At 58.2% G+C, this 16,141-nt stretch carries 7 protein-coding genes; all 7 read left to right on the forward strand.

Annotated features, from left to right (window positions below):
- Nucleotides 1–23 precede the first annotated feature (23 nt).
- Nucleotides 24–1,196, forward strand: coding sequence for an FtsH protease activity modulator HflK (hflK, locus tag ABNH18_RS12445; RefSeq protein WP_349383119.1), 1,173 nt, complete (start codon nucleotides 24–26; stop codon nucleotides 1,194–1,196).
- On the forward strand, nucleotides 1,196–2,257 hold the full coding sequence (hflC, locus tag ABNH18_RS12450) for a protease modulator HflC (protein ID WP_349383120.1): 1,062 nt from the start codon (nucleotides 1,196–1,198) through the stop codon (nucleotides 2,255–2,257). Before hflK ends, hflC begins: the two co-directional genes overlap by 1 nt.
- Before the next feature lie 332 nt (nucleotides 2,258–2,589).
- On the forward strand, nucleotides 2,590–3,060 hold the full coding sequence (locus tag ABNH18_RS12455) for a hypothetical protein (RefSeq protein ID WP_349383121.1): 471 nt from the start codon (nucleotides 2,590–2,592) through the stop codon (nucleotides 3,058–3,060).
- A 179-nt stretch (nucleotides 3,061–3,239) separates the two neighbouring features.
- Nucleotides 3,240–6,221 (forward strand): beta strand repeat-containing protein, encoded by a 2,982-nt coding sequence (locus tag ABNH18_RS12460; RefSeq protein WP_349383122.1) that lies wholly within the window; start codon nucleotides 3,240–3,242, stop codon nucleotides 6,219–6,221.
- A gap of 192 nt (nucleotides 6,222–6,413) precedes the next feature.
- The gene (locus tag ABNH18_RS12465) at nucleotides 6,414–12,641 is read left to right on the forward strand and encodes a hypothetical protein (protein ID WP_349383123.1); all 6,228 of its coding nucleotides are present in this window, start codon (nucleotides 6,414–6,416) and stop codon (nucleotides 12,639–12,641) included.
- Nucleotides 12,638–13,246, forward strand: coding sequence for an OmpA family protein (locus tag ABNH18_RS12470; RefSeq protein WP_349383124.1), 609 nt, complete (start codon nucleotides 12,638–12,640; stop codon nucleotides 13,244–13,246). The genes ABNH18_RS12465 and ABNH18_RS12470 overlap by 4 nt, the downstream gene beginning before the upstream one ends.
- Before the next feature lie 12 nt (nucleotides 13,247–13,258).
- Nucleotides 13,259–16,138 carry a COG1470 family protein gene (locus ABNH18_RS12475; protein ID WP_349383125.1) on the forward strand — a complete coding sequence of 960 codons (2,880 nt, stop codon included), beginning with the start codon at nucleotides 13,259–13,261 and terminating at the stop codon, nucleotides 16,136–16,138.
- Nucleotides 16,139–16,141: the final 3 nt, after the last annotated feature.

Genomic DNA, 16,141 nt, shown 5'->3' on the forward strand with positions numbered 1-16,141 from the left:
GCTCTGGCGGACTGGAGATCTACATGGCGTGGAATGAACCCGGCGGCAACAAGCCGAAGGACCCTTGGGGTGGTGGTGGCGACCAGGGGCCGCCGGACCTGGATGAAGCCCTGAAAAACCTGAAAGACAAGATTAATAATGTTTTCGGCAGCAAAGGCGGCAAGTCCGGCGGTGGCGGAAGCAACAGTGGCGGCGGTTCGCCCTGGCCGGTATTGATTATCGCGCTGGCGATTGTGGCCATTGGTTACGGGCTGGTGGGTTTTTTCCAGGTGGATCAGCGTGAACGTGCTGTGGTGCTGCGTTTCGGTAAATTCGATCGCATCGTGGAGCCGGGCCTGAACTGGCGGGCACCGATCTTTGAGCAGTACGAGAAGGTGGACGTGGGGCAAAATCGTCGCTACGAGATCACCGAAGAAATGCTGACCAAGGACACCAATATCGTCAGTGTGACCATGCAGGTGCAATACCAGGTGCTTGATCCGCGCCCGTTCCTGCTAAAAGTGGCCCAGTCAGAAGTGGTTCTTCAGCATGCCACCAGCTCGGCGTTGCGTCATGTGGTGGGCTCGTCCTCCATGGATGATGTGCTTAAGGATAACCGCGAAGCGATCCGTGTGCAGGTGCGCGAGCGCCTGGATGATTACCTGAACCGTTACGATACCGGCTTGGTGCTGCGCCAGGTGGTGCTGGATAAAACCGAAGCGCCAGATGCGGTTCGTGATGCCTTTGATGATGTGTCCAAGGCTAAGGAAGACGAAGATCGCTTCAAGAAAGAAGCCGAAGCGTACAGTAATTCGGTGATTCCCCAGGCGCGTGGTGAAGCCCAGCGTATTGAGGAAGAGGCTTTTGCCTACAAGCAGCAGGTGATTGACGAAGCCAAGGGTGATGCCAATCGCTTTACCGATCTGCTTGCCGAGTATCATAAGGCGCCGGATGTGACCCGCGAACGGCTCTACCTGGAAACCATGACCCAGGTGTTCAGTAACACCAGCAAAGTGCTGGTGGACGTGAACAAGGGCGACAGCCTGATTTACTTGCCGTTGGACAAGTTGATGAAGAACCAGGATGGCAAGGCCAAGGCATCGAGCCAAAACGCGGCGCCTTCCGGTTCGACCTCAAGTGCCGGCGCGGATGATGGTGGCAGTGGTCGCAATGCCGGCCGCAGCCTGTACAACAACCGCAACCAGGAGCTGCGCTAATGAATAATCGTGGATGGATGGCGCTGCTGGCCTTGGGTGTGCTGGCGTTATTGGCGCTGGATTCCTTTTTCATCGTGAATCAGAAAGAAAAGGCGGTACTGAAACAGTTCAGCCGGATCGACAAGACAGACATTGAGCCGGGCTTGTACTTTAAGTGGCCGCTGGTGGAAGAAGTGGTGAAGGTGGACGGGCGCGCACTCGTTTATGACGTGCGCACCCAGTCATTCCTGACCGCCGAGAAGAAACTGCTCAACGTGGATGCGTTCGTGATTTGGCGTATCAGCAATGTGCAGCGTTATATCGTCAGCGTGGGCGGCGGTTCTTCTGATCCTCAGGTGATGGAACGCCGCGCCCGTGAGTTGTTGGACCCTCGCATCAACGAGGGGCTGCGTAACGAGTTTGCTTCGCGCACCGTATTCCAGGTTGTGGCCGGCGAGAGCGACGTGGAAAAAGTGGAAGGTGACACGGCGATTCTTCGCGACCCGACTACAGGCGAAACTGTAGAAGTGCCGACCGATCAGTTGGATGAGTCGGTACTGCGTGAGGCTAAAGCCGGTAAGGAAGACGGTGAGTCACCGGCCGCCAGCGTGGCGAACGATCAGCGTGAAGCGCTGATGGATCAAGTGCGCGAAGAGGTGAACAAGTCTACCTTGGAAGATTTGGGCATCGAAGTGGTGGATATTCGCGTCAAGCAGGTGGACTGGCCGGAGCAGGTCCGTGGCCGGGTCTTTGACCGGATGCGGGCGGAACGCCAGCGTGATGCGGCGGCGCACCGTTCCCAGGGTCGTGAGGAAGCGGAGAAAATTCGCGCCTCGGCAGATCGTCAGCGCACGGAAACCCTGGCTGAGTCTTACCGCAAGGCCCAAAGCTCACGGGGTGAAGGTGATGCAGAGGCTGCCGCGATCTATGCGAAAGCCTACAATCAGGATAAGGAATTCTTCCGTTTTTATCGCAGCCTGCGGGCCTATACGGAGAGTTTCGACCAGCCTGAAGACGTGCTGATTCTGGAGCCGGACAGTGATTTCTTCCGGTATCTGAAGGGGGCTAAGGGCACGCCCTGACAGGCCCCTGCCGTTCGTCGTAAAAAACCCGCCGCTGGCGGGTTTTTTATTGGGTGTAAGTTTTTGCTTACACGGCCGTAAGCCTTTGATTACGCGGTTTGGCGAACAATTTGGCTCGATGGTGCCATTTCTTCTTTGCAATCTTTTTACATTGTCACACAAAGCTGCTGTTTTTTGTGCAAAATGTGCACGTTGTCACAAATAATTACAGATAAAGCTCCCTTGGTGGGATCTTCGGCACAAAAAATATTTTCATATAGGGGTATGTCGCACGCGCGACATGTTGAGTGAAAGCCGGGGTGGCCCCCTGGCCGATACCGGGAATGTTACTGATGAAACTGCTTTTTTCGGCTTTGATGCTCGTGATGTCCGTTGTTGTCTGGGCGGATGCACCGTTGTCCAGCCAGATGGAGTCTTATCTGGTTACCAGCAAAGATGGCAAGGAAGTGGTGGAGGAAGCCGAGCAGGCCAGCCCCGGGGATATTGTCGAATACCGCCTGACCTATACCAATAACGGCGACCAGCCACTTTCCGGTCTGATCATTACCGGCCCGATTCCGGCCAATACCGTTTATCTTGAAAACAGTGCTGCCACTCAGGTGAACGCCGATTTCACCGTCAGCATTGATAATGGCGACAGCTTCCAGGCTGAGCCGATCACCAAAACAATCACTGGCGAAAATGGCCAGTCCAAGAACGTCGAGGTTTCTCCCAGCGACTACACCCAGGTGCGTTGGCAGCCGAAAGGCAGCCTGCAACCTGACCAGGTGCAGGAATATCGCTATCGGGTAACGGTGCAGTAGCTCCGGGAGAAACCGACGCGGGGTCGCAAGATCCCGGGAAGTCTTGTGCGAGCGGCTTGATCGTCAGCGATCGGCCGCATGGGGAGGGGCGGACCGCTCGTGAATAACGAGGGGCCGCTCTCGCAAGGCTTTCGAAACCGAGGGTAATTCAAAACACAATCCATTAAAGGAATGAAGCCATGAAACATGCCTTCAACAAGGGTGTGTTGTCTTCGAAAATGGCCGCATCCCTTGTGTCTGGCTGTCTATTGTTTGCCGCAGGGCAAGCGTGGGCGCTAACTGACGCAGGGACGGACATCAAGAACAAGGCAACCGTTACCTATGAAGATGTAAACGGCAACAGCTACTCGGCCCAGTCCAATGAGGCGGTGGTTACCGTTGCTGAAGTCTATGCAGGTACGTTGGAAAATGACGGCAGTAAATCCGGTGCGCCGGGTGAAACCGTTTACTTCAGCCACACCCTGAAAAACACCGGTAATGCCACCGATACCTTCACCCTGGACGGGCTGAATGGTGCCGCGGCGGCGGGTAGCTATCAGGTGTTTATCGATGCCAACGGCAACGGTCAGCCTGATGCCGGTGAAAATGCGGCCACGTCTGTAATCGTAGACGCCGGTGACCAGGTCGAACTGATCCTGGCCGTGCCGGTTCCATCCGGAACCGCAGCGGGCGCCACCATCAATGGCACCTTGCAGGTTCGCTCTACCCGCGGTGACGGTAACTTCGATGGCAAGGCTACTGATGGTGGTCTGGTTTTAGATATCAGCACTCCTCCTGGCGGTGCTGATAGCGGACTATACGACTCTGATGGTGATGGAACCAATGACGGTAACGACACCAACACCGATCAGGTGACGGTGACTACAGATGCCGTGCTGGTAACCACCAAGTCTGCGTCTGTTAACACTACCAACAACACCATTACCTACACCCTGACGGTAAAAAACAACGGTGGTCGTGCGGCGGAGAATGTAAATATCTTCGATGCCGTGCCAGCCAATGCCACCTTTGTGGAAATCAATTCGGTGAATGGCTTGTTAGCGTCCGCTGATAGCTACGAAGACAGTACGGGTGCGAGCCAGAGTATCCCGGCGGATGAGACCACCATGTACACGCCGACGACACTGGCCTTAATTAATGAGCCGGGCGTGGACTTGGACGGCGATGGCTCCACCACTGGAACGGACATTGAAGGTATCCAGCTGACCGATGCCAGCCTGGGCGTAAATACCACTGTGTCTGTGGTGTTTACCGTTAGCTTTGATCCGGCCGCGATGGCAGGTACAGAGATCAAGAACCTTTTTGCCGCTCAGGGCAATCTGGATGATGACAACGGCACTACTGAAGACGCAGTCAAGTCCAACACGGTCACCACCGTGATCGGCCAGACCTATGCCGTGGATGCGGACGATACCGAAATCGATTCCGATACCACCGATGATGATGTGTTCAACGTCGCCAGCGTCGCCAGCGGTGCCGTGGTGGACTTCAATCACACCATTACCAACAACGGTAACGGCGACGACGTTTTCGAGCTGACCATTGACGTCGCGGGCAGCACTTTCCCCGCGGGCACCACTTACAGCTTCTGGAATGCGGCTGGCACAGTGCAAATCACCGATACCAACGGCGATGGCAACCCGGATACCGGTTCCCTGGAGCCAGGTGCAGCGAATGCGCTGAATATTACCGTGAAAGCGGATCTGCCGGCGTCCATCAGTGGCGTTGCCACCTATGTCTATACGCTCACTGCAACCTCTGCCGGGAACAACTTAAAAAGCGATGCTACGCAGGGTGAGCTGGCAGCGATTACCGCCGCAAGAGTGGATATTGCCAACAGCGCCATGGCCTCCGGCCTGGGCGACAGTGATAGTGCCACGCCAGAGAATGCGGATGCCAACACCGGCACACCAACCACCACTAATTCAGCTGCGGCCGGTACAACTACCAGCTTCAGTCTGTTTGTCGCCAATGAATCCGGTAACCCGCAGTCTTACACCCTTGGCTCTACGCTACCTTCAGGCTGGACGGTGGTATTCAAGGAAGTGGGTATCGATATCGATGGCAATGGCACCTTGGACAACACTGCTAATGCGGGCGCTGTGGTAACTGCCACGCCGAACCTGCCTAAGGATGCGGTTTACCACTACACCGCGGAAGTGAAAGTGTCGTCCAACGTGGCTCAGGCTGAAGCGAATTACACCGGCGCTGGTACGGTCGACACCAACGATGGCGATGGTGACTACCCGGTGACCTTCACCGTGACCTCCGCCTCTGACGTCAACATCAACGACTCCAAACTGGATGCGGTAGACGTTGTTGCCAACCGTGATATCAGCATCACTCCTGACGGTGCCAACCAGGTACAACCCGGCGGTAATGTGGATTACCCGCACGTGCTGTCCAACGACGGTAACTCTACCGAAACCGTTGAGCTGAGTGCTACTAATTCCAACGTGGACCCCGCCGCGCCGCAATGGACCAACACGACCCAGCTGTTTGTAGAAGGGACCGGGTACGTGGAGCTGAGCCAGCTTCCTGTCGGCACGGTTTCCTTGCGGGCGCCAGACGGAAACTTCGTTAGCGTAGACATTGCCGACGCTGACCTGGCTACTGCTGGTGTGCAGCCAAAAATCACCCTGAATGCAGGCGAAGAAGTTGTCGTTAAGGTGACGGTCTTCGCGCCGGGTAACGCGCCACAGGGGGCTCAGGACACGCTGACCTTGTCCGCCATCAATGCAGACGGCAATGCGGGTGCCGATGCGTCTGCCACCGCCAGCGATTTGACTGATGTCATTCTCGGCCAAGTACGTCTGAACAAGACGGCCGGTGTGGATGCGGATTGTAGCTGTAACGATGCCACTCCGGATTGGACAGCAGACACTGGCTTTGCCGATATCCAAACGTCGCCGGTCGAGCCGGACCAGTGTGTGATCTGGAACCTGACCGCTACCAACGAAGGTGCGGCCACGGCGAAGAACGTGACCATCTCTGATGAAACCACCCCGTACACCGCCTTCGTGGCCGCCAAAGATTCTGTGCGTGCCTCGGACAACAACTCGGTGGCTAATTCCGGCACCGATCCTCTTGTGGAGTGGGTCGTGGGTGAGCTGCCTGCCGGTGATAGCGCCACAGCGCAGTTCTGCGTGAAAGTCCTCTAAGTAAGCCCCTCCCGGGCTCTTCCTCTTCCCCTCGTGGGGAAGGGGGAGAGCTTTCTCAGGCGCTGTGCGCAACGTCTGAGAAAGCTCTAAAAACATGGCCGCTGGGGCGGCCAAAAAAAGGTGCTCAAGCACCGCGTGGGAACGACAGGAAACTGTGAATTGAATCGGATCGGGGTTTGGATAATCAGCGTAATGACGCTGCTGGCGATTGCCAGCGGCGCCATGGCGGCTGCCACCCCGGCCGGTACCGTTCTGCGTAACCAGGCCCAGGTCCGCTACCTGAACCCGCTTACCGGACAGGTGGTAACGCAGAGTTCCAATGTGGCCCAGCTCGTTGTGGCGCCGTACCGTGATGTGCTGCTGGGTAACAACAATGCGTTGACCGTGGCCGCCGGCCAGCGCGTTAACCTGCCCCATGTTCTGACCAATACCGGCAACGTAGACGACAACTACAGCCTGACGGCGGTGAACAGTGCCGGCGATGACGGTGACTTGCTGAATGTGCGTGTGTATGAAGATGTGAACGGCAACGGTGTGGTCGATGCCGGTGAACCGGAAATTACCGCGCCGGTAAGCTTGCCTGCCGGCGCGTCACTTTCCCTCGTGGTGGCTGGCACGGTGACGTCCGGGCAAGGGCAGAATGATGTGCTGAGAGTGTCGGTACTGGCCGAGTCACAAACGGATGTTGATGTGTCTGACTCCCGGCAAGACAGTGTCACGGTGGCCTCCGGTGCCTTCCTGAATCTGACCAAGTCGAGTAGCCAGAGCTGTGAGGACCCTGCCCAGGAAGGGCAATCGCTGGACTACAGCATCAGCTATACCAATACCGGCAGCAGCGCCCCGGCAGAACGGCGATTCCTGATCAGTGGTCAGGTGGAGCAGGGCGTTATGCTGGAAGATGCCTTGCCGGCGAACGTGCAGTTACGCCCGGGCAGTGCTACCGGTATCTCGCCCATTCAGTCTGTCGCGGTGGTGCACCGTTCCGGCGATGCGGACGATGAATGGATCCGCTTTGATCTGTGGTCTCAGTCCACGCCAGTGGATCGCTTTGGCGTTTTGGTTCCTGCGTCGGCCATGGAGTCCAATGAGTCCGGCGGCTTTACGTTTGGTGTGCAGGTTGGCACCGGGTTGACCAGTAACACGCGGATTTACAACCAGGCGGTTGTTGATACCGATGGCGATGGCTCGGACGACTTTTCCAGTAATACCGTGTGCAATACCTTGGCCGGCTCGGTTCGCCCGACACTGGTGTTTGAGCGCCCCACGCCACAGGTGTCCCGTTCCGGGCAAGCGCCGCGGCACGGCGAAGACAGTGATTTCCAGTTAGCCGATATGTATGCGCTGTTGCCGGCTGAAAACAACCAAGTGCTCACCGATGGCGTTTACCTGCGGTTGAACGCGTCACAGCTCAACCTGTCTCCAACCCAGCGGGATTTTCTGGAGCGCACGCCTTCCGGTGAACGCCTGATTATTGTGACCGTGGAATCGGCCCTGACCGGTGACACCCTGCGCGTTGTTATGCGCGAGACCACGCCAGACGCCGGGGTGTTTCGAAGCATTCGCCCGTTTGTGCTGAGCAATGATGAAAACGGTTATGGCCGCCAGTGTCCTTCCACAGCGAGCACAGCTCAGGCGCAGGCATTCGATAGCAACACCACCACAAGCCAGGTGCTGGATGAGGCGTGTGCGTTGCGTAGTGAAGCCCGCGATACCTTGACCGCCCGTTTCCAGATGCCGATCTATGGCCCCACTGGCAACGTGGAGCGTTACGAAGTGGTGTCCGATGTGGCGGCCGTGGACCCGGCCGGCACCGTCTTTGATTCCAGTAACGGTAACCCGGTGGGCGGGGCGCAGGTAATCCTGTACCAGTCCCGGCAAGTATTATCCGCCAGTGGTGCGGGCAGCTGTGCCGATTTGGCGCAAAGCGATTATGAAATCGGGACAGACCCTTTTACCGGGGAAAGCCTGGACGGTGAAAACACCAACACGACCAATGTGGATAACACCTCCGTGCTGGGCGATTACCAGTACCCCTTCGCCACCCCGGGGCATTGCTATTACCTGGATGTGTTGCCGCCAGCGGGTTACACCTTCCCTTCAGAAGTATCGCCGGCCGCGGCAGGTAGCTTCTATTCGGATGTGAATGACAGCTCCTACGGTCTGGAAGGTTACCAGGCGCCGGTCGGCCGCAAAGCCGCGCGGGTGGCGGGCAGTAATAGCGGGGCCTTCCTGCTGGGCACCTCCAATGTGTTTGTGAACATCCCGTTGGACCCGAGCGCCAATACCGCGGCCGGCATTCTGGTGCTGGACAAGAATGTGGAGAAGGACAGCGCCGCAGTGGGCGATGTGTTGGCTTACAGCATTAACCTGACCAACAACCACACTGATGTGCTTTACGCCGGCAGAATTATCGATCAGCTTCCCTATGGTTTCCGCTATATCAATGACAGCGCCTGGTTGGAAGTGGGCGGGCAGCGTATCGAAATGCCCGATCCGGCGGGCCGCCCCGGGCCGCAGCTGACCTTCCGCCTGGAGCGCGAGCGCAGCAATGGCTCCGTGGTGGCGCTGCCGTTGCAGGCGGGTGAAACGGTGACACTGCACTACGGCTTGCGGTTGTCGGCGGGCGCGGTGGACAGTGACGGCATCAACCGGGCCACGGCCCAGGCCAACACGGCCTCCGGGTTTACCTACCGTTCCAACCAGGACGAAGCCGAAGTGGAGATCCGCAACGAAGGCGTGCTGTCAGACAAGGCCATGCTGTTCGGTAAAGTCTATGTGGATGCTGACTGTAATAACCTGCAGAACGATGGCGAGTGGCCCATTGGTGGCGTGAAGCTGTATCTGCAGGACGGCACCTGGGTGATTACCGATGAGAACGGCCAGTACAGTGTCTACGGCCTGAACCCGGGGTTGCATACCATCAAGGTAGACCCGTTGACCTTGCCGGCCGGCGTCAAGCTCAAGCCCATCGACAACCGTCATGCGGCGGACCCGGAAAGCCGGTTTGTGGATTTGCGTTCCGGCGAATATCACCGCGCGGATTTTGCTGCCATTTGCCCCACCGGCGATGAAGCGAAAGCGCTGGCGGAACAACTCAAGGCCCGCAATGCGTCCATGAATGGCGACTGGATGCTGGACGAAGCGGCACGTTTTGATCCCTTGCGTGAGCAAACCATCAATCCAATTTTGCGTCAGGCCGACGGCAGTGGCGATTTGGGCAGCGGTGTCTATACCCAGACCGGGGATGACGGGCTCACCGATGCCTGGGAAAAAGTTTCCCAGTCCCAGGGCGAGAAAACCGACATGGCTGCGGTGCTGCCGGCTAACCCGGAAGCCACCATGCAGAACACCAAAGAAGCCGCTACCAGTATTACCCGCGAACAGGCGGAGCAAGGTGCTTGGTTGTGGCCGCGTGGCGGCGTGAGTCGTGATGGTCGTTTCCAGGTGGTGGTGCGTGCCGGGGTGGATCCGGAACTTAGCGTGAATGGCAAGACGGTAGCCAAGGCGCAATTGGGTGAGCAGGTGGTCAACAAGCGTGAGCGCGCGCAGGTTGTTACCTGGTATGGCGTTGCCCTGGATGAAGGGGAAAATACACTGAAAGTCAGCACCCGCGACATGTTTGGCAACGAGCGGGTGATGGCAGAAAAAACCGTGGTACGTCCGGCGGCGCCTCAGTCCATCACCCTGGAAACGGAATCCGATACGCTGCCGGCGGACGGTGGCCGCTCAACCCTGGGTGTGCGTGTTCGCCTCAATGATGCCAAGGGTAATCCGGCGCTGGGCAGCCACTTTGTGACGCTGGAAACCGACCGCGGCCAGTGGCTGGAAGAAGATTTGCAGAGCGGTACGCCGGGTCATCAAATCAAATTGGTGGACGGGGTGGCGCTGGCTCATCTGCGTAGCACGGAATACACCGGCCCGGTGCGCCTGCGTGCCACCCTGGACCGTTTCAGTGACAGCATCCAGATTGAACAGATCGCCCCTCTGCGTCCGTTGCTGGCCACGGGTTTTTTACAGGTGCAAAGCCGCACCGGTGGCTTGCGCGACAACGGTAGTGCGCCCACGGATGTGGCCGACGAATTTGAAGACGGTGTGGATGGCCGAGCTGCCGTCTTTATGAAAGGTCAGGTCCGTGGCGATGCCCACCTGACCCTGGCCTATGACACCGACAAGGATCTGGACACCGAAGACGAAGTGCGCCGTGATCTGAACCCCGCAGATTACTATCCGATCCCCGGTGATGCGTCCGTGCGCGGCTACGATGCCCGTAGCCGCAGCAAGCTTTACGCAAAACTGGAAAAGGACCGCAGCAGCATCATGTGGGGGGACTACCTCACCGACCCGCAGAATGATTTCTACGACTTGGGCCGAACTCAGCGCACCCTGACCGGGTTGAACGGCGTCTACGATAACGGGCGTGCCCGTTTCCAAGTGTTCGCTGCCCGCCCGGAGATGGAGCAAGTGACCGAAGAGCTGCCGGGTAATGGTACGGCGCTGCTGTTTACCTTGAGCAACGACCCGGCCCGTGACAGCGAGACTGTGGAAATCATTGTTCGTGACCGCAACAACCGGGGCCTGGTCATCGAAACCACACCGTTGACCCGCTACGTAGATTACTCGGTGAATTATTTCACCGGGGATATCCGTTTCCACGATGTGGTCCCCACGGTGGATGCCAACCTGAACCCGGTGTTCGTCCGCGTGAGCTATAACGTGGAAGGCGACGCCGAAGAATACAATGTGCTCGGCGCGCGCCTGAACTACGACCTGACCGATCAGCTGCAGCTCGGCGTGAGCCGCACCCAGGATGACCATGAAACCGAAGGTTTCGACCTGACCAGTGTTTCCGCGCAATACAAGCTGGACGAGAACACCCGCATCAATGTGTCTTCCGGCTCCATGGCTCATGAAAACAATGACCCGGAAGGGCGTGCCTACAGTATTAATGGTGAGCGCTTGTGGGTAGATGGTTCGCGTACCGAATTGCGCTGGGCGCGCGCGGAGGCCGGGTTTGATAATCCGTCGGCGGGTATCAGCGCCGCCCGTGAAGAAATGCGTTTGGGGCACGAGCAGATGCTGGCCCGGGATTTCTCCGTGGAAGTGGAAGGCATTCGTTCCAAGCAGCTGGACGGAACGGAAGAGCAGAACAGCCTGGCCGTGATCGGGGAAAAACGTATCGGTGCCACCGCCTTGCGTGGTGGGGTGCGCGGTATCGAGCAGAAGGATGCGCAGGGCAGTGAAGATTTCGGCACCTATATTCTCGGCGCCGACCGGGGCTTTAATCTGCTGGGCAAGCCCTTCCAGATCGGTGCGGAATACGAGCAGGCATTCAACGATACCAGCCGCCGTCGTATCGCCGCCGATGCGGACATGCAGCTCACCGAAAAAACCAGCCTTTACAGCCGTTACGAAATCATCAATAGCCTGAATGGCATCAATACGCTGGACGATGATGTGGAAACGCAGCAATTCACCACCGGCGTGCGTTCCGCAGTCACCCGTAATACGGATGTGTACTCCGAGTACCGTTTGCGCGGTGCCGTGGATGGCCGTGATGTGGCGGCGGCGAATGGCGTGAAGTCCGATATTGAAATTGAGCCGGGGCTTACCGTGTCACCGTCCATGGAGTGGATCCAGACACTGGACGGACAGACCAATCAGGACGCCACCGCTTTGTCCGTGGGCGTAGAAGACAAACGTAATGAAAACCGCCGGACCCTGGGTCGGGTGGAAACCCGCTTTGGCGATGATCGCGAGTACTACGGTTTGAGTGCGGCCAATATCTGGCGAGTCAATACCGACTGGTCTGCGGTGGTGCGTGATGACCTGCGACTGCAGTATTTCGATACCGAAGCCAAGGAAGGCGACAACATCGTCACCCTGGGCATGGCACGCCGCCCGCGCCGGGATAACCGTCACCACATGCTGTTCATGTACAAATGGAAAGAAGAGTGGGGCGGCAGCGCAGGCAGTGATCGCACTGTGCACCTGTTCTCCACTCACCATAACTATCAAGCCCATGACGATTGGATTTTCTCCGGCCGACTGGGCGCCAAATGGCAACAAACCGAGCTGGGCAATCTGGATGTGGAATCGGATGCTTACGTGGCGGATGGCCGGATTATCTGGGATATCACCCGCCGTTTTGATCTGGATCTGCATGGTGGTGCGATTACCACGGAAGGGGTCAAGGAGCGCCGTTACAGCTACGGCTTTACCGTTAATGCACTGGTGCGCCGTAATCTGCGCATGGGTGTGGGCTATAACTTTACCGGTTTCCGTGACGATGACCTGGACCCGGAAGGCTATAACGCGGAAGGCGTGTTTGTTGGACTGGAATACAAATTCGATGAAGATGACCTGAGCTGGCTGGGCAGCAAAGCCGCCGGGCAGCGCAGTTATCTGGGAGATGCGCGATGAACATGATGAAAGCGCTGCTGGCTCTGTTGGTGCTGGCAAGCATGGCGGGTTGCGCCAGCACGGAATCACTGTATGCACAGTATGATGAGCTGTGCCCGGTTGAGGCTCGGGTAACGAGCACCGGTTTGGTCACTGTCACCGGTATTGCCTCTGGCGGTGCAGGGTTGGTGGCTGGCGAAAGCCGTACCCAGGTTTGGGAGCCGGCGGTGTATTTTGGTTTTGATCAGAGCCCGCTGACAGACGCTGAAGCGCGTCGGCTGGAAAGCAATCTAGCCGTGCTGAAACAGTACCCGACACTGCAGGTGAGCGTGCAGGCCTTTACCGATGAGAAGGGTTCGGCTAGCTACAACCAGAAACTGGCCTCCCGCCGTTTGAATGAAGTAGTGCAGTACCTGCGCGATGGAGGGATCAGCAATGGTCGCATCAAGCGTGTCGCACTGGGCGAAGAGCTGCCTATTCTCGCAGATGCGAATAATGAGCAGCGGGTAATCAACCGCCGTGTTGAGTTGATGCCCCTGGATGCGCAGGGCCGCCCGCTGGTATTGCGAGCTGACTTTGCCCGCAGTGGTGGCGATGAATTCGTGCCGCCGGCGCCAGTGAAGTAAAGGGGAGTTGGGGTGAATAGACTGCAACGTACAGGGCTGATGGTGTTGCTGATGCTGGGGGCCAGTGTTCAGGCGGCCACGCCTGCAGCAGGCACCGTGATCAAGAACCAGGCATCGGCCAGTTATCGGGCCTGTCTGGATGATGGCTGTACGGAGCAGGCGGAAGCGCAGCGGGTTACTTCCAATCTGGTGCAGACGCTGGTGCAAAACGTTCCGGGCATTGAGCTGGTCAGTGATCAGGGCAAGCCGGCAGTACCCGGTGGGCTGGTGTACTTCTCCCATGTGTTGACCAACACCGGTAATGGGCGCGATCAGTACCAGTTGTGTATCACCAATGTGGATAGCGCTATTGATGCCTGGTCGGTTTACGCCGACGGCAATGGCGACGGGCAAGCTGATGCGGGCGGTGCCCTGTTTTCCCAGTCCGACGCGGATGGCTGCTGGGATAATCTGACCCCGGACATGATTTCAGGCGAGACGTTCTCGCTGGTGGTGGAAGCTGAATTGTCGGCTGGAACGGTGGCGGGCCAACAGCCGTCATTGCAGGTTCGTGCGCGCAGTGATGCGGATAACTCTCTGCTTGCCATCAATACGGATGAAGCGGATGTCATCGATGGTCCGGTGATTGAGGTGGTCAAGTCATTAAGCCAGCGGGAAGGCCGTTCCCCGGACGGGCCGATCACCGTCACCCTGGATTACCGCAACCCATCGGACCAGGCGGCCACGGATATCGTCATTGAAGATGTGTTGCCCACTGTCTCCGTGGATGGAGTGTCAGCAGGCATGACCTATGTGCCGGATTCTGCTCGCTGGACGTTCACCGGCAACACCTTACTCACAGACGATGGCGATGATGGTGATCAGGGCAATGCCCCTAACCTGATCCGCTATTGTGCCTACGATACGGATGCTGCCGAACCGGATTGTCAGGATCGGGTGCGAGCGGTCGTGGCGCAATTGCCACCGGGCGGTGTGGGCACTCTCACGTTCGAGGTTACCCTGGATGCGGGCTTGAGTGCCGGCGATCGGGTTCGCAATACCGGCCGTTTCCGCTACTCCAACGAAGCCGGCGATACGGATTTCGGTACGCCGTCTCCGTTCAGTACCAATGCGGTGAGCTACTTGATTATCGACCGGGCATTGGCGCCGGCGGTGGTGGCCAACAACAGTGAAAACGATAGCGTTACCGGTAGCGATGACGTGAGCGATACCGGTAACCGTGTCGAGATTGCCAGTGCCGGGCAGGGTGGCACCGTGCTGTTCAACAACGTGATCTGGAATGCCGGCGATGGTGAAGACCGTTTCGATATCTCCATCGATGCCGCCAACGACCGTTCCGGGGCGGCGCTAAGCGATCCCTTCCCCCAAGGTACCGTCTTCCAGTTACTCAAGGCGGATGGCGCTACACCGTTGGTGGATACCGATGGTAACGGCGTCCCTGACACCGGCCCGGTTCCGTTGGTCGATCAAGGTGGCCAATGTCCGGCCCGCTTTGTTCGCGATGCCGGTAATGGTGTGTGCGGCGTGCGCGTTGTCCTGCAGGCTATCCTGCCGCCCAATGCACTGGGTGGCCCCTTCCAGGTCACCAAGGTTGCCAGTTCAGTCACCGATCCCCAGGTGCGTAATGCGGTGACCGATACGCTCATCAGTATTGCGACCAACAGTGTGGACCTCACCAATGATCAGCCGGTTAACGGTAGTGCTCCGGGTGAAGGGCCGGGGCCGGAAGCCTCGCCGGTGCGAAGCTTGTCTGTGGCGCCGGGCAGCCGAGGCACCTTTGTGTTGTACGTGAATAATACCGGGCCGCGGCAGGACAGCTACGACTTGCACGCCAGCAACAGCAATTTCAATCCGGGGCAATTGCCCGCGGGATGGGCTGTGGATTTTTATCGTGACGGTGGCTCGGGTGACTGCAGTGCCAATGGCGTCGCCATTACCAATACCGGGCTGGTGCCGGCAGGTAGCCAGCGGCGGGTATGTGCCCTGGTCACGGTGTCTGAATCTGCCAGTGGGGGCGATACCTTACCGCTGTATCTACGTGCGTTGTCGCCGACCAGCAATGCCAGCGACATCAAGCTGGATCAGGTGGTTGTGGTGGCGGGACCGGCACTTTCCCTCCAGCCGGACCAGACCGGACAAGTGGCGCCGGGCAGTAGTGTGCTGTACAGCCATCAGCTCACCAACACCGGTAATGTGGAGCTGACCAATGTGTTGCTCAGCGGTACCCCGGATAGCGCCAGTGATAACGGCTGGTCCATTACCCTCTACGAGGATAGTAACGGTAATGGCCAATGGGATACGGCGGATACCCTGATTGTCGATGGCACTCCTCTGCAGACTGTCGGGGCGGATGGTGTCCTTGCCGTTGGCGAGAGCCTGTCTGTGTTTGCCCGGGTCTTTGCCCCGGCCACGGCCGGTTATGGCATTTCCAACCTGAAGACGCTCACCGTCACGGCACAGGGTGCCGGGCAGACGGTGACAGACACCGCGACGGATTCCACCACAACCAGCAACACCGATGTGGCGGTGACCAAGGAGCAGGCGCTGGATGCGGATTGTGATGGTGTCCCCGATGGCCCGGGTAGCTGTACCGCTGATGGCTGTTTCGTGTACACCCGATTCACGGCGGCACCCGGCGAGCAATGCGTGATTTATCGTCTGACGGCGGCCAATACCGGGGCGCAGAGCATGTATGAAGTCACTATTAATGATCGCACCCAACCGTTCACAACCATGCTGTCTGCTGCCACACGTTGCCAGTTACCCTCTGGGGATTGCAGCGCTGATGTGGTTGCACCAGCCGGGGGCGGTACCGGTGATGTGTCGGTGAATGTGGGTGAATTAAAAGCGGGTGAAACCGCCGTTCTTATTTTCGGGTTACGGGTGGAGTAAAAC

It is taken from the genome of Alcanivorax sp. (genome assembly GCF_040118815.1).
GTDB lineage: Bacteria > Pseudomonadota > Gammaproteobacteria > Pseudomonadales > Alcanivoracaceae > Alcanivorax.